At 73.8% G+C, this 18921-nt stretch carries 18 protein-coding genes; 12 read left to right on the forward strand and 6 right to left on the reverse strand.

Features of this window, described 5'->3' with window-relative positions; genetic code table 11:
• Positions 1–38 precede the first annotated feature (38 nt).
• Positions 39–695, forward strand: a complete 657-nt coding sequence (locus HTZ77_RS39115; protein ID WP_328809043.1) for a response regulator transcription factor — start codon at positions 39–41, stop codon at positions 693–695.
• Between the two features lie 141 nt (positions 696–836).
• Here HTZ77_RS39115 and HTZ77_RS39120 read toward each other — a convergent pair whose 3' ends face one another.
• On the reverse strand, positions 837–2099 hold the full coding sequence (locus tag HTZ77_RS39120) for an RNA-guided endonuclease InsQ/TnpB family protein (RefSeq protein WP_407940640.1): 1263 nt from the start codon (positions 2097–2099) through the stop codon (positions 837–839).
• A 185-nt stretch (positions 2100–2284) separates the two neighbouring features.
• Here HTZ77_RS39120 and HTZ77_RS39125 point away from each other — a divergent pair, with 185 nt between their 5' ends.
• Positions 2285–2497 carry a hypothetical protein gene (locus HTZ77_RS39125; RefSeq protein WP_175594816.1) on the forward strand — a complete coding sequence of 71 codons (213 nt, stop codon included), beginning with the start codon at positions 2285–2287 and terminating at the stop codon, positions 2495–2497.
• Positions 2498–2590: 93 nt separating this feature from the next.
• Here HTZ77_RS39125 and HTZ77_RS39130 read toward each other — a convergent pair whose 3' ends face one another.
• The gene (locus tag HTZ77_RS39130; protein ID WP_175594817.1) at positions 2591–3100 is read right to left on the reverse strand and encodes a GNAT family N-acetyltransferase; all 510 of its coding nucleotides are present in this window, start codon (positions 3098–3100) and stop codon (positions 2591–2593) included.
• 114 nt (positions 3101–3214) lie between these two features.
• Here HTZ77_RS39130 and HTZ77_RS39135 point away from each other — a divergent pair, with 114 nt between their 5' ends.
• The 3 genes from HTZ77_RS39135 to HTZ77_RS39145 all read left to right on the forward strand — a co-directional run bounded on the left by HTZ77_RS39135 (position 3215) and on the right by HTZ77_RS39145 (position 6210).
• Positions 3215–3769, forward strand: coding sequence for an RNA polymerase sigma factor (locus HTZ77_RS39135; protein WP_175594818.1), 555 nt, complete (start codon positions 3215–3217; stop codon positions 3767–3769).
• Complete coding sequence (locus HTZ77_RS39140; protein WP_175594819.1) at positions 3769–4605, forward strand: hypothetical protein; 837 nt, start codon at positions 3769–3771, stop codon at positions 4603–4605. Before HTZ77_RS39135 ends, HTZ77_RS39140 begins: the two co-directional genes overlap by 1 nt.
• A 213-nt stretch (positions 4606–4818) precedes the next feature.
• A complete protein-coding gene (locus HTZ77_RS39145; protein WP_175594820.1) occupies positions 4819–6210 on the forward strand; it encodes a hypothetical protein in 1392 nt (463 codons plus the stop codon).
• Here the strand turns inward: HTZ77_RS39145 and HTZ77_RS39150 are convergent.
• Positions 6171–6788 (reverse strand): TetR/AcrR family transcriptional regulator, encoded by a 618-nt coding sequence (locus HTZ77_RS39150; RefSeq protein ID WP_175594821.1) that lies wholly within the window; start codon positions 6786–6788, stop codon positions 6171–6173. The two genes, HTZ77_RS39145 and HTZ77_RS39150, sit on opposite strands and share 40 nt — an antisense overlap.
• A gap of 88 nt (positions 6789–6876) precedes the next feature.
• Here HTZ77_RS39150 and HTZ77_RS39155 point away from each other — a divergent pair, with 88 nt between their 5' ends.
• Positions 6877–7815 (forward strand): beta-ketoacyl-ACP synthase III, encoded by a 939-nt coding sequence (locus tag HTZ77_RS39155; protein WP_175594822.1) that lies wholly within the window; start codon positions 6877–6879, stop codon positions 7813–7815.
• Positions 7816–7819: 4 nt separating this feature from the next.
• Here HTZ77_RS39155 and HTZ77_RS39160 read toward each other — a convergent pair whose 3' ends face one another.
• Positions 7820–8440: a TetR/AcrR family transcriptional regulator gene (locus HTZ77_RS39160; RefSeq protein WP_175594823.1), complete on the reverse strand. Its 621-nt coding sequence runs from the start codon at positions 8438–8440 to the stop codon at positions 7820–7822.
• 64 nt (positions 8441–8504) lie between these two features.
• Between HTZ77_RS39160 and HTZ77_RS39165 the strand changes: the two genes are divergently transcribed.
• Positions 8505–9755, forward strand: a complete 1251-nt coding sequence (locus HTZ77_RS39165) for an FAD-dependent oxidoreductase (RefSeq protein ID WP_205304521.1) — start codon at positions 8505–8507, stop codon at positions 9753–9755.
• 71 nt (positions 9756–9826) lie between these two features.
• Positions 9827–12877, forward strand: a complete 3051-nt coding sequence (locus HTZ77_RS39170; protein ID WP_175594825.1) for an AfsR/SARP family transcriptional regulator — start codon at positions 9827–9829, stop codon at positions 12875–12877.
• Here the strand turns inward: HTZ77_RS39170 and HTZ77_RS39175 are convergent.
• Positions 12802–14121, reverse strand: a complete 1320-nt coding sequence (locus tag HTZ77_RS39175) for an FAD-dependent monooxygenase (RefSeq protein WP_175594826.1) — start codon at positions 14119–14121, stop codon at positions 12802–12804. The genes HTZ77_RS39170 and HTZ77_RS39175 overlap by 76 nt on opposite strands.
• Before the next feature lie 166 nt (positions 14122–14287).
• On the opposite strand from HTZ77_RS39175, the gene HTZ77_RS39180 reads away from it, so the two are divergent.
• Positions 14288–15319 (forward strand): fatty acid desaturase family protein, encoded by a 1032-nt coding sequence (locus tag HTZ77_RS39180; RefSeq protein ID WP_175594827.1) that lies wholly within the window; start codon positions 14288–14290, stop codon positions 15317–15319.
• Positions 15320–15388: 69 nt separating this feature from the next.
• Here HTZ77_RS39180 and HTZ77_RS39185 read toward each other — a convergent pair whose 3' ends face one another.
• Positions 15389–15601: a hypothetical protein gene (locus HTZ77_RS39185; RefSeq protein WP_175594828.1), complete on the reverse strand. Its 213-nt coding sequence runs from the start codon at positions 15599–15601 to the stop codon at positions 15389–15391.
• Positions 15602–15697: 96 nt separating this feature from the next.
• Between HTZ77_RS39185 and HTZ77_RS39190 the strand changes: the two genes are divergently transcribed.
• From HTZ77_RS39190 to HTZ77_RS39200, 3 genes are all read left to right on the forward strand, one after another.
• On the forward strand, positions 15698–16816 hold the full coding sequence (locus HTZ77_RS39190) for a sensor histidine kinase (RefSeq protein WP_175594829.1): 1119 nt from the start codon (positions 15698–15700) through the stop codon (positions 16814–16816).
• Between the two features lie 50 nt (positions 16817–16866).
• Positions 16867–17535, forward strand: a complete 669-nt coding sequence (locus tag HTZ77_RS39195; RefSeq protein ID WP_175594830.1) for a response regulator — start codon at positions 16867–16869, stop codon at positions 17533–17535.
• A gap of 120 nt (positions 17536–17655) precedes the next feature.
• Positions 17656–18912 (forward strand): cytochrome ubiquinol oxidase subunit I, encoded by a 1257-nt coding sequence (locus HTZ77_RS39200; protein WP_175594831.1) that lies wholly within the window; start codon positions 17656–17658, stop codon positions 18910–18912.
• Positions 18913–18921: the final 9 nt, after the last annotated feature.

Consider the following 18921-nt stretch of genomic DNA (forward strand, 5'->3'; position numbering starts at 1 on the left):
GGACCGTGAGCGACCGGAGCGACGAGAAGGGCGGGACCGTGAGCGAGCGCATCAGGATCGTGGTGGCCGACGACCAGGAGCTGGTCCGGGGCGGCTTCGCGATGATCCTCGACGCCCAGCCGGACATCGACGTGGTCGCCGAGGCTGGCGACGGCGCCGAGGCCGTCGCGGCGGTGCGCGAGCACGACCCCGACGTGCTCCTGCTCGACATCCGCATGCCCCGCATGGACGGCATCGAGGCGGCCCGCGTCATCTGCGCGGAGACTCGCTGCCGGGTGCTCATGCTGACGACGTTCGACCACGACGACTACGTCTACGACGCGCTGCGGGCCGGGGCCAGCGGGTTCCTGCTCAAGGACGTCCGCCGCGACGACCTGGTCAAGGCCGTGCGGGTGGTCGCCGGGGGCGAGTCGCTGCTGGCGCCCCAGGTCACCACGCGGCTGATCTCGGCGTTCACGTCTCGCCCGGCCGCCCGGCCCGCCGAGGCGCTGGGCGTCCTGACCGCGAGGGAGCGCGAGACGCTGCAGCTCATCGCCCGCGGGTTGTCCAACGCGGAGATCGCGGAGGCGATGGTGGTGAGCGAGCACACCGTGAAGACGCACGTCAGCAACGTGCTGTCCAAGCTCGGCCTGCGCGACCGGGTCCAGGCCGTCATCGCCGCCTACGAGTCGGGGCTCGCCGTGCCGGGCGCGTAATGACGGGCCGGGGTCGGGGAGTGGATGGGCCAGCGAGCAGGCAGACGCGTATGTGGTGTCCCCGAGAGATACGACGCCGACCGACCTGGAGTTCCACGGAGTGTTGACTGCTCCCCTGCTTGTTGGCGGGGGATTCCTGGCTCACGCTGCCTGACTGTCCGGCGGACGGTCGGGTCTTAGGCGATCAGCACCAGCCGGGGCCAGACCAGCCCGGACGAGCATCACATGGGCGGAGTTCTTGTCCCTGGGGGACACGGCTCCGCACGTGGTGCAGGTGTAGGTGCGTTCGGACAGCGACAGTGCGTGCTTGGTTCTCGCTCCGCACCGCGCGCAGTCCATCGTGGTGTGCGCGGGATGCACCAGGCGCAGGCCGCGGCCGTGCTTGCGCGCCATGGCGATCAGTTCGCCCTTGGTCGCGCCGATGGCGGCGTCTGCGGCCTTGCGCGCCATGGTGGTCTTGGCCAGGAACTTCGGCCGGAAGTCCTCCACCGCCAGCACGTCATGGTCGCGCACGACCTTCTTGGCCCACTTGCGTGCCGCGTCCTGCCGCTGCCGGGCCACCTTCCGGTGCGCCTTGGCGGCCTGCCGTCTGGCCTCGCGGTAGCCCTTGGACGCCGACTGACCGGGCTGAGGTTTGCGGCGGGCCATCATCCGCTGGTATCGCGCGAGCCGATCGGCCGCCTTGCGGCCGTGCCCGGCGTGCGCGAGATCATGCTCGTCGCTGGTGGTGGTCGCGATCTGGGCCACGCCCCAGTCGATCCCGATCACCCGGCCGGTCGCGGGTAACGGCTCGACCGGCGCCGGCACGACGAAGGAGGCGTACCAGTGCCCGAGAGCGTCGCGGTAGACGCGCACCGACGAGGGGTCGGCGGGCAGCTCACGCGACCACACCACCGTGAACACTATGCCGCCCGCCAGATGCAGGCGGCCGTCCTTGAGCCGGAAGCCGCGCCGGGTGTAGTTCAAGCTCGGGCCGGCCAGGTCCTTCTTCTTGAACCGCGGCATCCCCGCCCGCCGCTTGACCGGCAGCCGGGCCTTGATGTCGGCGATCGCTTTGGCGCGGGAGCGGGCGAAGTCACGGATGATCTGCTGCTCCGGCACCGACGCCCCACCGGCCAGCCACCCGTACTCGGCCCGCCAGCCGGTCAGCAGCTTGTCCAGCCTCGCCGGACCACACTCCAGCTTTGCTTTGTGCGCGGCGCGGGAGGTGGCCACGCACTGGTTCCACACCCAGCGACACCGATCCCACTCCGCCAGCAACCCGGCACACGCCGCGGACGACACGCGCAACCGGTAGGCGTACCGGCCACGCCCGCCATCTCCGCCCGCAGTCGCTGCCACCGCCACGGCGCCAACATACACAGCAGACCCGACAAAATTCTCCGCGTTCCAGCACGCGGTCATCGCGAACCAGGACGCCGAACCGCCCGGCGACGATCCGGCGCGGCGGGCGGGCATTGAGTCACGCTGCCTGACGCGGACCCCGGCCGTCGGCGCCATCGACGGCGAGGAGCTGCGAGCTCGGTCGTTTACGGCCGAGAAGCTGACATGGTGCAATGGGCCGTGTTGTATGCAACCGAGGAGGCCCGTTGACAGACAACCTCGACCTCGCCGCGAGCGCCCAGGAACTGGCCGACGCCGCGCCCGCAGGGTCGCTGGACCGTACCGCCGCGACGTCCGTGGCCATCACGCTGGCCACGACGCGCGACGCGGACCACGCCCGGCAGACACTGGACGGGCTGTCGCCCGACGACGTGCGGCAGGCGGCGCTCCAGCTCTTCGACCGGCTCCGAGCCGGCTGACGGCCTCAGGAGCCGGGGGCCGGTCTCGATGCTCGTCCGGTTCCGGTTCCGGTTCCGGTTCCGGTCCCGCTCCCGGGCTCGGGCTCGGGCCGGTCAGAGCGTGATCTCGTACTCGACCTGGTCGATCGGGTTGCCGTCGCCGAAGTCGTGGCCTCGCGTGGCGCCCGACTCGGTGAAGCCGCTCTTGGCGTAGAAGCGGCGTGACTGCGCGGTGTCGCGCAGCGTCCACAGGTGCGCGCGGCCGACATCCCGCGCGCGCAGGGCGTCGAGCGTGGCCGCCATCAGCGTGCCGGCCACGCCGCTGCCCCATGCCTCCGGGTGGTTGTAGAAGCCGAAGATCTCCACGTCGCCGGGCCGCTCCGGCGAGGCGCCGAAGTACGAGTACGCCAGGGGCCGCTCACCGGGACGGGCGGCGAGCAGCATCGTGTCCTTCGTCTCGGCGAGCACCGCGCCCCACTTGCCGCGCCGGTGCGCGACCGCCTGCTCGAAGAACTCGGGGGCGAAGAACGGCCGGTACGCGACGGCCCAGGCTTCCGCGTGGATCTCCCCCACCGCGGCGCCGTGCTCGGGAGTCGCGGGGAAGACGATGAAATCAGAGGACATGTTCGAATCCTAGGCCGTGTCTGACAATGAAGATTCGCCAGAAATCGGGGTGAAACTATCCGGCGGGTCCGGACAGGTACGGGATGTCGGACCCACCGGATGAGAGAAGGCAGCGTGACCCACCATGACCGCAAGGAGCGCTTCGAGGTGATCTACGTTGCCAACTACGCCGACATCCTCGCCTACATCCGGCGGCGTACCGACTCCCACGAGGACGCCGCCGACGCCCTCGCGGAGACGTTCACCACGGCCTGGCGCCGCCTGGACGACGTCCCCGAGGGGCGGGACGCGCGCCTGTGGCTGTTCGGCGTGGCCCGCCGCGTGCTGGCCAACGGCCGCCGCGCCGACTCGCGCCGCGGCGAGCTGGTGGAGCGGCTCGGTCAGCAGCTCGCCGTGTGGGCGGAGCACGCGGAGGCCGGCGGCGGCCTGGCGGGCGTCCAGGAGGCGTTCGCGCGGCTGAGCCCCGACGACCGGGAGATCCTCGCGCTGGCCGGCTGGGAGGGGCTGGGCTCCGACGAGATCGCCACCGTCCTCGGCTGCTCGCGCGCCAACACCCGGCTGCGGCTGCACCGGGCCCGCAAACGCCTGGCCAAGCACCTGGACACGGCCGGCGTCGACATGGCCCGCATCGGCCTGCGCGCCGTCGCTATGACGAAGGGGGCCATGTGATGCACGACATCGACCGCCTGGTGGCCGGCATCGCGCCCGATCCCGGCCCCGGCAGGACGCCGATCGCCCGGGAACTGCTGGAGGAGATCACCTCCGTCCCCGTCCCCGAGCGCCGCCGCCGCAGTTGGCTCGCCGTTCCCCGCCCGCGCAGGTGGGCGGCCGTGCCGGTCCTGGCCACGCTGGCGGCCCTGCTGTCCTTCGGCATCGCCCAGGCGCCCGCCTCCGCCGCGCTCGACATCGAACTGGTCGACGACCACTACGTGATCACGGTGAAGGACCTGCTGGCCGAGCCCGAGGTGTACCAGCGCGAGCTCAGGGCCAGGGGCCTGGACATCACGCTCGACGTGGTGCCGACCTCCGCGAGCCTGACGGGCCAGCTCATCGTGATCAACGACATGGACCGGTTGAGAGCCGGCAAGCTGGTGCCCCGGGAAGGTCCGATCACCACGATCGACGCCCCGGGGCCGTGCGAGCGGTTCGCCGGCTGCCCCATCGGCGTGAAGGTGCCGGTCGACTTCGCCAAGAAGGCCGAGATCACGCTCGGCAGGCGCGCCCTGCCGGGCGAGAGGTACAAGATGCCGCCCGGCATCGCCATACCCGGCGAGCCTCTGCACTGCGTGGATCACGTCAACAAGAGCGTCGCCGAGGTCTCGGCCCTGCTGCGCGCGCGGGGCGTCACACCGTCGTACATCCAGGCCGGCAAGGCCGCGGCCCCCTCGGCGCCCGGCGGCTGGTACGTGCACGACGGCGTCATGACCGCCGACGGCCAGGCCCTCCTGCTGGTCGGCGCCGAGCCCACCGCCCAGCCCGGCCCGGCGCCGGACGCCCGCTGCTGATCCCGGCCCGGCACTGAGAGTTCCCTCCCGGGGCGCGCGCCGCTGAGCGCGCGCCCCCTGTCACCGCGCGGCTGAGCGCGGCGCCCCCGTCTCCGCGCGCGGCCGAGCGCGCGCCCCCACCACCGCGCGCGGCCGAGCGCGCGCCTCCCCTCACCGCCATGCGTCGTCTTCGGCATGCGCGGAGCCCGTCATGCCCCCACGATCGGATCTCGCGTGCTCACCGACACCCGCGTGGCGCTGCCCCCGCAGCGCCGCCTCGCCGCCCTCGCCACCCTCGCCGACCACCGCGGCTTCGCCGTGCTCCTGCTCCTGGCCGCCGCGCTGCGGGTGGTGACGATGCTCGCCTACCGCCCCGCCACGCTCTACTGGTACGACTCCTTCACCTACCTCGACACCGCTGTGCACCCGGCCCCGTCGGCGACGTTCCACCCGATCGGCTACCCGTTGCTGCTGCGGGGGCTGCTGCCGTTCCACAGCGTGGAGCTGGTCGCGGCCGTCCAGCACGTCATCGGCCTGGGCACCGGGATGCTGCTCTACGCGGTGCTGCGCCGCAGGTCGGCGCCCGGCTGGGTGGCGGCCTCGGCGACGGTGCCGCTGCTGTTCGACGCCTCCTTCCTGCGCCTGGAGCAGGCCGTCCTGTCCGACACGCAGTTCGTCTTCCTGGTCGTGGCCGGGCTGGCCGTGCTGATGTGGTCGCCCCGGCTGTCCGTGCGCGCCGCCGCCGGAGCGGGCCTGCTGTTCGCCTTGGCCGCGCTGACCAGGACGATCGCGCTGCCGCTGCTGCTGCTCGTCGTGCTCGTGCTGGCCGTGCGGCGCGTGGGCTGGCGGCCGCTGGTGGCGCTGGTCCTGGCCGGTTCGCTGCCTCTGGCGGGCTACGCCGCCTGGTACGCCCGGCACCACGGCCGTTTCGCCATCAGCGGCGCCGACGGCGTCGCCCTGTGGGCCCGCACGATGACCTTCGCCGACTGCGCCCGCATCCAGCCGCCGCCCGATCTGGCGCGCCTGTGCCCCAACGGGACGAAGGTGGACGCGGCCTCCGAGTACGTGTGGTCCCCCGGGGCCTCGCTCAACCGGCTGCCCGGCGACCGGTTCACGCACAACGACCTCGCCCGCGCGTTCGCGATCGACGCGATCCTCGCCCAGCCGCTGGACTACCTGGGCGACGTCGCGCGCGACACCGCCATCGCCTTCTCCTGGACCCCGATCCCGCACCCCGAACGCGTCACCCCGGCGTTCGGCTTCAGGAGCGGGCGCTGGGAGCTGCCCGACCAGCCGCTGGTCGACAAGGTCAGACGGGAGTACGACCCGGACATCCGCGGCCTGTCGTCGGTCTCGCCGTACGCGGACTTCCTCATCGCCTACCAGTACGCCGCCTACCTGCGCGGCCCGTTCCTGGGCCTCATCCTCCTGCTGGGCGGGATCGCCGCGGTGCGGCGGCCCGGCGTGGCGCTGCTGCCGTGGGCCGTGGCGACGGGCCTGCTGATCGGCCCGGTCGCGGTCCTGGACTTCGACCACCGGTACGTGCTGCCCGTGATCCCCGTCGCCTGCCTGGCCGCCGCCCTCGTTCAGGCGCCCGCCGTACGCACCGGGCCCAGGCGGGCGTGAACGGCGCGGCGGGCGCGGCCGGCGGCGCGCGGGTCGCGGTGCAACTGGAGGGCGTGGTTGAGCGCCATGACCAGGCCGGTCAGCTCGAACGCCAGGTCGGCGGGGTCCGTGTCGCCCGGCAGGTCGCCGGCCTCCACCGCGCGCCCGGCCTCCTTGCGCAGCCGCGCGGACCAGGCGTCGAAGCGGGCCTCGATCGCGTCCCGCACCGCGCCCTCCCTGCCGTCGAACTCGTGGGCGGCGGCCACGAAGAAGCAGCCGCCGGGGAACACTTCGCGTTCCAGATAGGAGATCCACGCCTCGCAGAGGGCGGCGAGACGCGGCAGCCCCGGCGCGGCCGGCACGACCGGCTCCCACACCTCGGCGCGGAACACCTCCCCCGCCCGCTCCAGCACCGCGAGCTGGAGCGCCTCCTTGGAACCGAAGTGCCCGAGCACGCCCGACTTGCTCATGCCGAGCTCGGTCGCGAGCCGGCCGATGGTCAGACCTTCCAGCCCTTCGACGGAGGCGATGGCCACGGAGCGGTCGAGGATGGCGCAGCGGGTGGTGAGCGCTTCGGCGACGGACCTGCGGGGGCTCATGGGCCCATCATGCGGGCTCGGGGGCGCGGGACGAAATCCATGGCGGCCACTTTAGCGTCCGAACGTTCGGTTGCTATAGTCGCCGGGCATGAACGGATCGCGCATCGTCGCCACCGGCCACTACCAGCCCGCCAGGGTGCTGACCAACGACGACCTCGCCGCCATGGTGGACACCAGCGACGAGTGGATCACCCAGCGGGTGGGCATCCGCACCCGCCACGTCTGCGCCCCCGGCGAGGGCGTGCCGGAGCTGGCCGCGAACGCCGCGGCCAAGGCGCTGGCCGGCAGCGGCCTGGACGCCGCCGACATCGACCTCGTGCTGGTGGCGACCTGCACCCAGCTCGACCGCGCGCCGAACGTGGCCGCCATCGTCGCGGGCCGCCTCGGCGTGCCGGGCGCGGCGGTCATGGACGTGGGCGTGTCGTGCTCGGGGTTCACGCACGCGCTGGCCACGGCCGACCACACGATCCGCGCGGGCGCGGCCAGGAACGCGCTGGTCATCGGCGCCGACACGATGACGGCGGTCACCGACTGGACCGACCGCACCACGTGCGTGCTGACCGGCGACGGAGCCGGTGCGGCCGTGGTGAGCGCGGCGCCCGCGCCGGAGATCGGCCCGGTCGTCTGGGGCTCGTTCCCCGAGCTGGGCGACGCGGTGCGCATCGGGGGCACGCCCACCCGGTTCGCCCAGGAGGGGCAGACCGTCTACCGCTGGGCCACCACCAGGCTGCCCGCCATCGCCCGGCAGGCGTGCGAGCGCGGCGGGGTGGCGCCCGAGGAGCTGGCCGCCGTGGTCCTGCACCAGGCGAACCTGCGCATGATCGAGCCCATCGCCGAGCGCATCGGGGCGGTCAACGCGGTCGTGGCCCGCGACGTGGTCGACTCGGGCAACACCTCGGCGGCGAGCGTGCCGCTGGCGCTGTCCAAGCTGGTGGAGCGCGGGGAGGTGCGGCGCGGCGCGCCGATGCTGCTGTTCGGCTTCGGCGGCAACCTGTCGTACGCGGGGATGGTCGTCCGCTGCCCCTGACCCGCTAGCCCTCCTCCGCCGCCGCCGCGCCGGGGCGGTCGCCCAGGTGGCCGACCAGGCGCGCGACCTGCTCCGCGTAGTACGCGGCGAACTCGGGCGAGGCCGGGTCCAGCCCCGTGACCGCCCGCGCGAGCTGCGGGAACGACACCCCGGCCGCGGTCATGGCGAACAGGGCGAGCAGCACGGCCGGCGGATCGACGTCGGCCGGCAGCTCGCCCGCCTCCTGCCGGCGGCGCAGGTGCTCGGCCTCGCGCCGGAAGTCCTCCTCCATGGCCGGGGCGGGCGGCCCGTCGTCGGTGAGGCCCTGCCAGACCATGAGCCGGCCGTAGTCGCGATGGGCGGAGTTGGCCCGGACGTATCCGGCGACGAGGCCGGCCAGCGTGGCGCCGGGATCGGCGAACATCCCCTCCTCGCGCTGCCAGCTCCCGGTCAGGGCTTGGTAGAGGCCCTCCTTGCCGCCGAAGTAGTACGAGATGAGCTGCTTGTTGACCCCGGCGCCGGCCGCGATCTCGCTCACCCGGGCCCCCGCGAACCCCTTGGCCGCGAACTCCCGCAACGCCGCCTCCAGGATGCGCGCCTTGGTGCGCTCGGGGTCGCGCTGCTTCTCCTCTGGTGCTCGTCTCACCGTCGAAGACTATCATCCATCCGGATGGTTGACAGAATCATCCGTATGGTTGATAGTCGTTCCCATGAGCAACGACATCGCGATCATCGGTGGCGGCATCGGCGGGCTCTGCCTGGCCCAGGGGCTGCGCAAGGCGGGCAGGGAGGTGACCGTCTACGAGCGGGACCGCACCCCCGGCGACCGGGTGCAGGGCTACCGCGTCCACATCGACCCGAACGGCGCCCGCGCGCTCCACGACTGCCTGCCGCCCGAGCTGTGGCAGGCGTTCCTGGCCACCACCGGCCGAGGCGGCCAGGACTTCGGCTTCCTCACCGAGCAGCTCGGCCTCCTCGCCCTGATCGAGACGCCCCCGGCGGCCGACCCGGCCGGCGACCACCACTCCGTCAGCCGCATCACGCTCCGCCAGGTGCTGCTGTCGGGGCTGGAGGACGTGGTGCACTACGGCAAGACCTTCGAGCGCTACGAGCGGCTGCCCGACGGGCGGATCGAGTTGTTCTTCGCCGACGGCTCCACCGCGCGGGCCGACGTGGTGATCGCCGCCGACGGCGGCAACTCCCGGGTGCGGGCGCAGTACCTCCCGCACGCCCGGCGCGTGGACACGGGCATCACCACCGTGGCCGGCAAGTTCCCGCTGACGGACGAGACCCGGCGGCTCATCGCGCCCCGGCTGTCCGACGGGCCGAACAGCATCATCCCGCCGAAGGGCATGGGCATGTTCGTGGCCCCGCACGACGTGACCGGGCTCGCCCCGGTGGACGGCATCGGCGTGACCGAGCAGGGCGGCGCGCTGATGGACAACACCAGCGCCTACATCCTCTGGGCCGTCGGCGCGGCGGAGGGCCGCTTCCCCAGCGACCTCTCCGGGATGTCCGGCGAGCGGCTGCGGGCCACGGTGGAGCGGATGATCGGCTCCTGGCACCCGGACCTGCGCCGGATGGTCTCCATGTCGGACCCGGAGACCGTCTCGCTGCTGCCGATCCGCACCTCGATCCCGATCGACCCGTGGCCGGCCTCCACCATCACCCTGCTCGGCGACGCCATCCACAGCATGACGCCGATGCGCGGCATCGGCGCCAACACCGCGCTGCGCGACGCCCGCCTGCTGTTCCAGGCGCTGACCGGCGGGCGCGAGACCGTCGAGGCCATCGCCGGGTACGAGGAGCAGATGCGGGAGTACGGCTTCGCGGCCGTGCGCGACTCGCTCGACGCCGCCCGCCAGTTCGTGGGCGAGAGCCTGCTGGGGCGGCTCGGGTTCAAGACGTTCCTGCGCACGGCGCAGCGTTTCCCCCGGCTGAAGGACAAGGCGTTCTCCTAGGGTCTCCCCGGCCCGCGGGCGGCGGGGAGAATGGGGACCCGACGACGGAAACCGCCTGGGTGGAGGACTGGATGCGGATCGGGATCCTGGGGCCGCTCCACGTGGCGGGGGCCGCGGTCAAGGGCGCCCGGGTGCGGGCGCTGCTGGCGCGGCTGGCGCTGGACCCCGGCCGCGTGGTGACGGCCGACCGGCTGATCGGCGACCTGTGGCCGGAGGAGGCGCCGGAGCACCCGACGGCGGCGTTGCAGTCGCTGGTGTCCCGGGCGCGGCGCGAGGCGCCGGGGATCGTGGTCTCGCATCCCGCCGGGTACGCGCTCGACGTGCCTGCCGCCGAGGTGGACGCGTGGGAGTTCGAGCGGCTCGTACGAGCGGGCGAGGCGCGGGCGGCGCTGCGGCTGTGGCGGGGGGCGGCGCTGGCGGACGTGGCGGCGATGCCGTTCGCGGCCGGAGCGGCGGCGCGGCTGGAGGAGCTGCGGCTGACGGCCCTGGCGACGCGCATCGCCACCGACCTGGCACGGCACGACGACGCGGCGGGCGAGGGTGGTGGAGTCGAGGAGGCGGTGGCCGAGCTGCGGGCGCTGGTGGCCGAGCATCCGCTGCGGGAGCCGTTCCACGCCCTGCTCGTACGGGCGCTGGTGACGGCCGGGCGGCGGGGTGAGGCGCTGGAGGCGTTCGAGCGGGCACGGGCCTGCCTCGCCGACGAGCTGGGCGCCGATCCCGGGCCCGCGCTGCGCGAGGCGCACCTGGCGGCACTGCGCGAGGAGCCCGCCGCCACCCGCACCACCCCGCGGAGGCCCGCCCCGGCCCGCACCACTCCAGAGAGGCCCGCCCCGGCCCGCGCCCCGCAGGAAGCGCACGCTGAGGAGTCGCGGGGCGGGCGGATGCCGGCTCGCATGACGAGCTTCGTGGGCAGGTCGCACGACCTCTCCCGGCTCCGCGCCCTGCTCACGGCCCCGACGCCCGGCGACGGCGCGCGGCTCGTGACGCTCGTGGGCCCCGGCGGGGCGGGCAAGACGCGGCTGGCCGTCGAGACCGCCGACGCGCTCGACGGCGCGGTGTGGCTGGTCGAGCTGGCCGCCGCCGGAGGGGTGCGCGCCGCGGTGGAGGGCGCGCTGCGCACCACCGACGCCGTGGCGGCGCTGCGCGGCACCCCGCGGCCGGTGCTCGTGCTCGACAACTGCGAGCACCTGGTCGAGGAGGCCGCCCGGGTGGCGCATTCGCTGCTCGGCGCGGTACCCGAGCTGAGGATCCTGGCCACCAGCCGGGAGCCGCTGGACATCCCCGGCGAGACGCTCCACCGGGTGCTCCCGCTGGAGGAGGCGGCGGCCGTGGAGCTGTTCCGCGACCGCGCCGCCGCGGCGCGGCCCGACGCGCGGGTCGAGCCCGGCGACGCGGCCTGGATCTGCCGCGAGCTCGACGGCGTGCCGCTGGCCATCGAGCTGGCCGCGGCCCGGCTGCGGACCATGCCCGTCGCCCGGCTCCTGCGCGGGCTCGGCGACCGGCTCGCCTTCCGCGGCGGCAGGACCGCCGAGCCGCGGCACCGCACGCTGCGCGCGGTCATCGACTGGAGCTGGGAGCTGCTGTCGGACGCGGAGCGGGAGCTGCTGCGCGCGTTCACGGTGTTCGCGGGCGGCGCGAGCGCGGACGCGGTCGCACAGGTCTGCGGGCCCCGAGTCGAGTCACAGGGCAGGGGGGACGGCGAGACGTCCGGCACCGCGAGCGAGGTCGGCGAAGACGACGTGCTCGACGTGCTGGACGTGCTGGCTTCGCTGGTGGACAAGTCGCTCATCGGCCTGTCCGGCGACCGCTACACGATGCTGGAGACCATCAGGCAGTACGCCGCCGCCGACCTGCCCGACGTGCGCCGCGCCCACGCGCGGTACTACACGCTGCTGGCCGAGGAGGCCGGTCCCGGGCTGCGGACCGGCGGGCAGCTCCACTGGCTGGCCCTGCTGGACGCCGAGCAGGGCAACCTCGACGCCGCCCTCGAACGCACCGATGACCCGCTCCGGCTCTTCCTGGCCCGGCTGTGGCCGTGGAGCATCCGGGGACGGCGCGTGGAGGCGGCCGAGCGGGCGGCGGAGGTGCTGCGGCGGGTGGGCGGCACACCGCCGGAGGGCCGGGAGCTGGCCCACGGGCTCTGCCGGCTGATCACGGGTGACCGGCCGGACGACGCCGTCCGCCTCTCGGACCATCCGGCGGCGGTGGCCTCGTTCGCGCTGATGCCGGTCCCGCCGTCCGACGTCGTGGAGATCGCCGAGGCGGCCGCCGAACGGCTGCGCGACCATCCCGACCCGTGGACCAGGGCCGCGGCGCAGCTCATGCGCGGGCTCACGCGGTTCGAGTTCGGCGCGGCGGCCGAGGCCGGCGAGCCGCTGCGGGCGGCGCTGGCCGGGTTCCGGGAGACCGGCGACCGGTGGGGGCTGTCGTACGCGCTGCACTGGCTGTCGCTGGACGCCGAGAACGAGGGCGACGACGCGCGGGCCATCGCCCTGGCCATGGAGGGCGCGCGGCTGGCCGGTGAGATCGCCGGGCTGGAGGCGCCCGAGGGGCCGATCCTCTTCCTCGCCCGGCTGGGCCGTCTCCAGGCCCGTACGGGTGACGTCGCCGGCGCCGCCGCCACCCTGGCCGGAGCCGAGGAGGCCGCGGCCCGCGCCGACGGCGATCCCCTGGCGGTGGCGCGGGTGCTGCACGCGCGGGCGGAGCTGGCCCGCCGGTCGGGCGATCCGGAGGAGGCCGCCCGGCTGCTGCATCGTGCCCTGGCGCTGCTGGACGGCGCGCCCCCGCAGTTCGAGGCTCTGGTGAACGTCGAGCTCGCCCGCGTGTCGGCCGACCCCTGGCCGCCGCTGCGCCGCGCCCTGGAGCTCATGGACGCCTCGCCGGACCGCACGGTCCGCGCGACCGTGCTGGAGGGCGCGGCCGAGCACTGCGGCCCGCCGCTGGCCGCCGAGCTGGCCGGGGCGGCGCGGGCGCTGCGCGGCGGGGCCGTGACCGGGGACGCCGCGCTGCTCGCCCGCTGCCGTGACGCCCTGGGCGAGGACGCCCTTCAACGGGCGCTGGCCAGGGGCGCCGCGATCCCCCACCCCGAGAGGTACGCGCTGAGCCCGCTCTCGTCGCCGTGATAGCCGATGTACCCGTCGGGCCGGACGAGGATGACGCCCTGCCGGCCGTCGAGCGGCGGGTGCACGCGCACCGCGTCCCCGTAGTCGCGGCCGGTGGCGGCGAGCAGCGTGAAGTGCGTGCCGCGCTGCGCGTCGAACGGACCGCCGAGGCGTTCGCCGCCCCGCTCGCCCACCGACAGGGGGCTGTCGGTGTAGCCGATCGCGAGCTGGTCGGTCTCGCCGCCGCGCTTGTGCTCGCGCTCGCGGTACAGGCGGGTGCTGAGGCCGAGCACGTCCGCGGCGACCTCCATGCGCTCGTGCTCGTAGGTGTCGAGCAGCCGCTCCCCGCCGAGGGCGAGCTTCCAGCCGAGGTTGTACGCGTCCTGCACGCCGGTGTTGAGGCCCTGCCCGCCCGCCGGCGAGTGGACGTGCGCGGCGTCGCCCGCCAGGAAGACGCGGCCGACCCGGAACCGCTCGGCCATCCGGACGTTGACCCGGTACTCCGAGCGCCAGATCACCTCGTCCAGCGTGACGTGCGGCGCGTGCTCGGCCAGGATCCGGCGCGGGTCGTCCTCGCCGGTGTAGGGCGCGACGAGCTGGAACACGTCGGTGCCGGGCAGCGGGCACAGGCTCACGTGGAGCACCTTGGCGGCCATGTCGCCCCACAGGTGCCAGTGGTCCCGGTCGAGGTCGCGGGTCCTGACGTCCGCCAGCACCGCCCGGTCGCTCTCGTAGGTGTCGCCGAGGAAGCCGACGCCGAGCAGCTTGCGCACGGTGCTGCGTCCGCCGTCGGCGGCCACGAGGTGGGAGCAGCGGACGCGCTCGCCGGTGGCCAGCGTGGCCGTGACGCTCTCGGCGTCCTGCTCGACGGCGGTGACGCCCGCGCCGTACTCGACGTGGCCGCCCAGCTCGGCGAGGCGGTCGCGGAGGATCCGCTCGGTGCGCCACTGCGGCTGCATGACGAGGTTCGGGTACGGCACGCCGGGGGACGGCTCGCGCGGCTCGTCCATCCGCCCCTCCCAGACGACCTGCTCGCCCTGGTAGCTCCGGAGCGGCGGGTAGGCGCTGCCGGTGGCGAGGATCTCGTCGATGACGCCGAGGTCGTCGAACACCTCAAGCGTCCGCGGCTGGAGTCCCTTGCCGCGCACTCCCTCGGCGGGCCCGGACGAGCGCTCCACGATCCGGAAGGCGACGCCGCGGCGGGCCAGCTCGATCCCCAGGGTCAGTCCCGTCGGCCCGGAGCCGACGATCAGCACGTTTGTCATGTCCCCCACCTTGCAAGGGGGCTCTGCCACGGCCCTGCCATACCGCTGTCACGGCGCCGGGCCGCTGCCGCGGCGCTGCCCGGCGAAGCACGACCTTCCGTCTTCCGTACCGGGCCGTAATACGGGAATGTGGGGGTCACCTTTCCACGGCTAAGTGAGGAGACCAGTGGCCGACCCAGTCACGCTCGACACGCGGGGCAGCGACTTCGCGCGCCTCTCCAGGAGGATCGCGGAGGCCGGCCTGCTCGACCGGCGCCCGGTCTACTACGCCGTACGGTTCTGCCTGGCCGTGGCCGCCTACGCCGGGGGGTGGGCCCTGTTCTGGTGGGCCGGCGACTCATGGCTGCAGCTCCTCGTCGCCGCGGTGCTCGCCGTGGTGTTCGCGCAGTTCGGCTTCCTCGCCCACGACCTCGGGCACCGCCAGGTGTTCCGGACCCGCCGGCCGGGCGACGTCGTGGGGCTCCTGGCCGGCAACCTGTGCATCGGCCTCGGCTGGGGCTGGTGGAACGCCAAGCACAACCGCCACCACGCCAACCCGAACCACGACGACCACGACCCCGACGTGTCGCCGGCGGTCATCGTCTGGTCGAACGACCAGGTCAGGCAGAGCCGGGGGCTGCCGCGGTTCGTGGCCCGATGGCAGGCGTTCCTGTTCTTCCCGCTGCTCACGCTGGAGGCGTGGCACCTGCACGTGGCCAGCTTCCGCGCGCTCGGCAACCCGGCGCTCAAGCGGCGCTGGGTGGAGCTGGTCCTGTTGACGGCGCACTTCGCGGTCTACTTCGGCGTGGTGTTCGCGACGCTGTCGCCGGGCAGGGCCGTGGCCTTCCTGCTCGTCCACCAAGGGCTGTTCGGTCTCTATCTGGGCTCGACGTTCGCGCCGAACCACAAGGGCATGCCGATGTTCACCAAGGCCGACAAGCTCGACTTCCTGCGCAAGCAGGTGCTGACCTCGCGCAACGTCAAGGGCGGCCCGTTCCGCGACGTGCTGTTCGGCCAGCTCAACTACCAGATCGAGCACCACCTGTTCCCGAACATGCCGGCGCCCAACCTGCGCCACGCCCAGCCGATCGTGCGCGACTACTGCGCGTCCATCGGCGTGGACTACCTGGAGACGGGTGTGCTGGAGTCGTACGGCCAGGCGCTGCGGCACCTGCACGACGTCGGCGCGCCCCTGCGCGCGGCGCCCGCGAGGGCCTGAGCCCGGCGGCCGGCTCCCGCGGCACGAGCAGTCCGGCGGCCGGCTCCCGCGGCACGAGCGGCCCGGCCGTCAGTTCTGGCCGAGGCGGCGGCGCAGCTCGTCACGCCGCCGCTCCAGGTCGGCGATCAGCTGCTCCTGGTCGTCCGCCATGGCGATCATGGAGCCGATCTCGATCGGGTCGGTCGCCCCGAGCTCGCCGATCTGCTGGCGGACTTCCTTGTTCTCCGTGCGCAGCCGCACCAGGTCCTCCTCGACCTGCCGCAGCTCATCCTCAGTGCTCATCCTCCTGATCTACCCAGCCGAAGGCCGCCCGCACGTCGCCGTCACGCTCTCACCCGTCGCGGCGGGCCCGCGTGGCCCCCGTGGACAATGGGGGCCATGCGCGCATCCCGGACTGGCACGGCCGTCTCGGTCGTCGTGGTCGCCGTCGTGCTCGGCGCCACGCTCGTCACGGCGCTGCTCAGGCCGCACCTGCGGCTGAACGCGCTCGACGTGCTCCTCCCCCTGGCCGCCGGGGCCGCCACGCTCGCCCGGCTGCGCCACCCGGTGGCGGCGCTGGTCGTCGTGACCGCGGCCGTCGTCGCCTACTACCCGTTCGCCCGGCTCGACGGCCCGCTGCTGATCCTCATGTTCGTCGTGCTCTACACCACCGCCGACCGGGGTCACCTGGTCGCGGCGGGCACGGTGGGCGCCGCCGCGCTGCTGGCCCTCGGCTACGGCGAGAGCGGGGACGTCCGGCACATCGACGACAGCATGTTCCTGTCCATCATGGGCTGGGTGGTGGCCTGCATCGCGTTCGGCGGCGTCACCCGCAACCGCCGCGCCTACCTCCAGGAGGCCGAGCGGCGCGCACGGGAGGCCGAGCACGGCAGGGAGGCGGAGGCCAGGCGGCGGGCCGGCGAGGAGCGGCTGCGCATCGCCCGTGAGCTGCACGACGTGCTCGGCCACAACATCTCCATGATCAATGTGCAGGCCGCGGCGGCGCTGCACGGGCTGAAGAAGCGGCCCGAGGAGGCCGAGACGGCCCTGCGCACGATCAAGGAGACGAGCAAGGAGACGCTGCGCGAGCTGCGGACCACGCTCGGCGTGCTGCGGCAGGTGGACGAGGAGGCGCCGACCGGGCCGGCCGACAGCCTGGCCCGCGTGGACGCGCTGGTCGCCGCCACGGGGCTGTCGGTGCGCACCGAGCTGTCGGGGCCGCTCGGGGACGTGCCCACGGAGATCGACCTGGCGGCGACGCGCATCGTCCGGGAGGCGCTGACGAACGTCTCCCGGCACTCCGGGACGACCGAAGCCACGCTCACCATCACCAACAAGTCCGGACATCTCGTGATTCGGGTGGAGGATGATGGGCCCGGGGCGACGTACACCGAGGGCAGCGGCTTCGGCGTGCTGGGCATGCGCGAGCGCGCCACCGCGCTGGGAGGCACCCTGGAGGCGGGCCCGCGCCCCGGGGGCGGCTTCCGCGTGGTCGCGGACCTGCCCCTGCGGAGCTGACCCCGGCTCCGCCCATCCCCTGTGAACAGCACCACCCCGAACGGAGCCCGATGATCCGCGTACTGCTCGCCGACGACCAGACCCTCGTGCGCGCCGGATTCCGCTCCATCCTGAGCGACGAGGACGACATCGACGTGGTCGCCGAGGCCCCCGACGGCGCGGAGGCCGTGGAGCAGGCCGGGCGGCACCGCCCCGACGTGGTGCTCATGGACATCCGCATGCCGCGCCTCGACGGCCTGGAGGCGACCCGCCGCATCGTCGCCGACCCCCGCCTGGCCGGCGTCCGGGTGATCATCCTGACCACGTTCGACCTCGACGACTACGTGTACGGGGCGCTGCGGTCGGGCGCGAGCGGCTTCCTGGTCAAGGACACCGAGCCGGCCGAGCTGATCCACGCCGTGCGGGTCGTGGCCCGCGGCGACGCGCTGATCGCCCCGTCCATCACCCGCCGGCTGATCGCCGAGTTCGCCGGCCGGGTGCAGCGGCCCGAGCCGGGGCCGCAGCTCAACGCCCTGACCGAGCGGGAGCGCGAGGTCATGACGCTGGTGGCGGCCGGCCTGTCCAACGACGAGATCGCGGCCCGGCTCGTGCTCAGCCCCGCCACGGCCAAGACCCACGTCAGCCGCATCATGACCAAGCTGGGCGCGCGCGACCGGGCCCAGCTCGTGGTCATGGCCTACGAGGCGGGCATGATCACCCCGGGCTGGCTCACGCCCTGACACCCGGGCGCGTACCTCCCTGGTGGTACGTCCCGCGCTCCCTGTCACCCGGCGGAGTACGCCAGGTGCCCGCCCGGGCATGACGCCGCGCGCGGAACCGTCACCGCAGGATCGTGAGCCATGGACACCGTGGACCTCGCCCGCCTGCAGTTCGCCCTCACCGCCGGGGCGCACTTCCTGTTCGTCGCGCTGACGCTCGGCCTCGCGACGCTGGTGGCCGTCGTGCAGACCTGGGCGACGCTCACCCGCGACCCGGTCCACCTGCGGATGACCCGGTTCTGGGGGCAGCTCTACATCATCAACTACGCCATGGGCATCGCCACCGGCCTCGTGATGGAGTTCCAGCTCGGCCTGACGTGGAGCGGGCTGACGGAGTTCGCGGGCAACACCTTCGGCGCCTCGCTGGCGATCGAGACGCTGGTGGCGTTCTTCCTGGAGTCCACGTTCCTGGGCCTGTGGATCTTCGGCTGGAACAAGCTGAACCGGTGGGCCCACCTGGCGGCGATCTGGGTCGTGACGCTCACCGCGTACGCCTCGGCGTTCTGGATCCTCGTCTCCAACGGCTTCCTGCAACACCCGGTCGGCTACGAGCTCGCGGACGGCGTGCTGCGGCTGACCGACTTCGGCGCGATGGTCGCCAACCCCACCGCCCAGGTCGCGTTCTTCCACGTGCTCGGCGGCGCCATGGTCACGGGCGGCTTCTTCGTGGCCGGGGTCAGCGCGTACCACCTGCGCAGGCGCACCGCCGAGCAGGACCTGTTCCGCAAGTCGCTGCGGATCGGGATCGGCGTGGCGCTGCCCGCGACGCTGTTCACCGCCACGTTCGGCGGGCTCGGCTTCGAGACGCTCCAGCCCACCAAGGCCGCCGTGTGGAGCGGCAGCGCCTCGCGCATCGCCGCCGCGCAGGCCGAGCTGGCCGCCGCCCACGGCCCCGGCGACTACCTGCCGCCGGCCGGCTGGGTGCACGCCGGCGCCATGACGATGCTGATCGCCTTCGCGGTGATGTTCTTCTTCGCCGGGTTGAGCGCCGTGCTCATGCTCATCCGGCCCGCCGTGCGGAGCCTGCGGGTGTGGCACTGGCTGCTGACCCTGATGATCCCGGTGCCGTTCGTCGCCATGCTGGGCGGCTGGGTGTTCCGCGAGATGGGCCGCCAGCCCTGGGCGGTGTACGGCCTGCTGACCACGGCGGAGGCGATGTCGCCGCTGACGCAGACGCAGATGCGGGTCTCGCTGACCGCGTTCGTGACCGTGTTCGCCGCGCTGATCGTGACCAACTACGTCCTGCTGGCCAGGGCCGCCCGGCGTGGCCCGGACGCCGTGACGCTGGGCGACCGGCCGATCGACACCCCTTCCACCGAGCCCGCCCTGTCCCTCTGAGGACCTCTG

This window comes from Nonomuraea montanisoli, assembly GCF_013363975.1.
Classification (GTDB): Bacteria; Actinomycetota; Actinomycetes; order Streptosporangiales; family Streptosporangiaceae; genus Nonomuraea; species Nonomuraea montanisoli.

Bases quoted from the DNA above. Each gene is read 5' to 3' on its own strand.
- HTZ77_RS39120 (WP_407940640.1), bottom strand. From the start codon at position 2,099: ATGACCGCGTGCTGGAACGCGGAGAATTTTGTCGGGTCTGCTGTGTAT.
- HTZ77_RS39130 (WP_175594817.1), bottom strand. From the start codon at position 3,100: ATGTCCTCTGATTTCATCGTCTTCCCCGCGACTCCCGAGCACGGCGCC.
- HTZ77_RS39140 (WP_175594819.1), top strand. From the start codon at position 3,769: ATGCACGACATCGACCGCCTGGTGGCCGGCATCGCGCCCGATCCCGGC.
- HTZ77_RS39150 (WP_175594821.1), bottom strand. From the start codon at position 6,788: ATGAGCCCCCGCAGGTCCGTCGCCGAAGCGCTCACCACCCGCTGCGCC.
- HTZ77_RS39155 (WP_175594822.1), top strand. From the start codon at position 6,877: ATGAACGGATCGCGCATCGTCGCCACCGGCCACTACCAGCCCGCCAGG.
- HTZ77_RS39165 (WP_205304521.1), top strand. From the start codon at position 8,505: ATGAGCAACGACATCGCGATCATCGGTGGCGGCATCGGCGGGCTCTGC.
- HTZ77_RS39170 (WP_175594825.1), top strand. From the start codon at position 9,827: ATGCGGATCGGGATCCTGGGGCCGCTCCACGTGGCGGGGGCCGCGGTC.
- HTZ77_RS39175 (WP_175594826.1), bottom strand. From the start codon at position 14,121: ATGACAAACGTGCTGATCGTCGGCTCCGGGCCGACGGGACTGACCCTG.
- HTZ77_RS39185 (WP_175594828.1), bottom strand. From the start codon at position 15,601: ATGAGCACTGAGGATGAGCTGCGGCAGGTCGAGGAGGACCTGGTGCGG.
- HTZ77_RS39190 (WP_175594829.1), top strand. From the start codon at position 15,698: ATGCGCGCATCCCGGACTGGCACGGCCGTCTCGGTCGTCGTGGTCGCC.
- HTZ77_RS39195 (WP_175594830.1), top strand. From the start codon at position 16,867: ATGATCCGCGTACTGCTCGCCGACGACCAGACCCTCGTGCGCGCCGGA.
- HTZ77_RS39200 (WP_175594831.1), top strand. From the start codon at position 17,656: ATGGACACCGTGGACCTCGCCCGCCTGCAGTTCGCCCTCACCGCCGGG.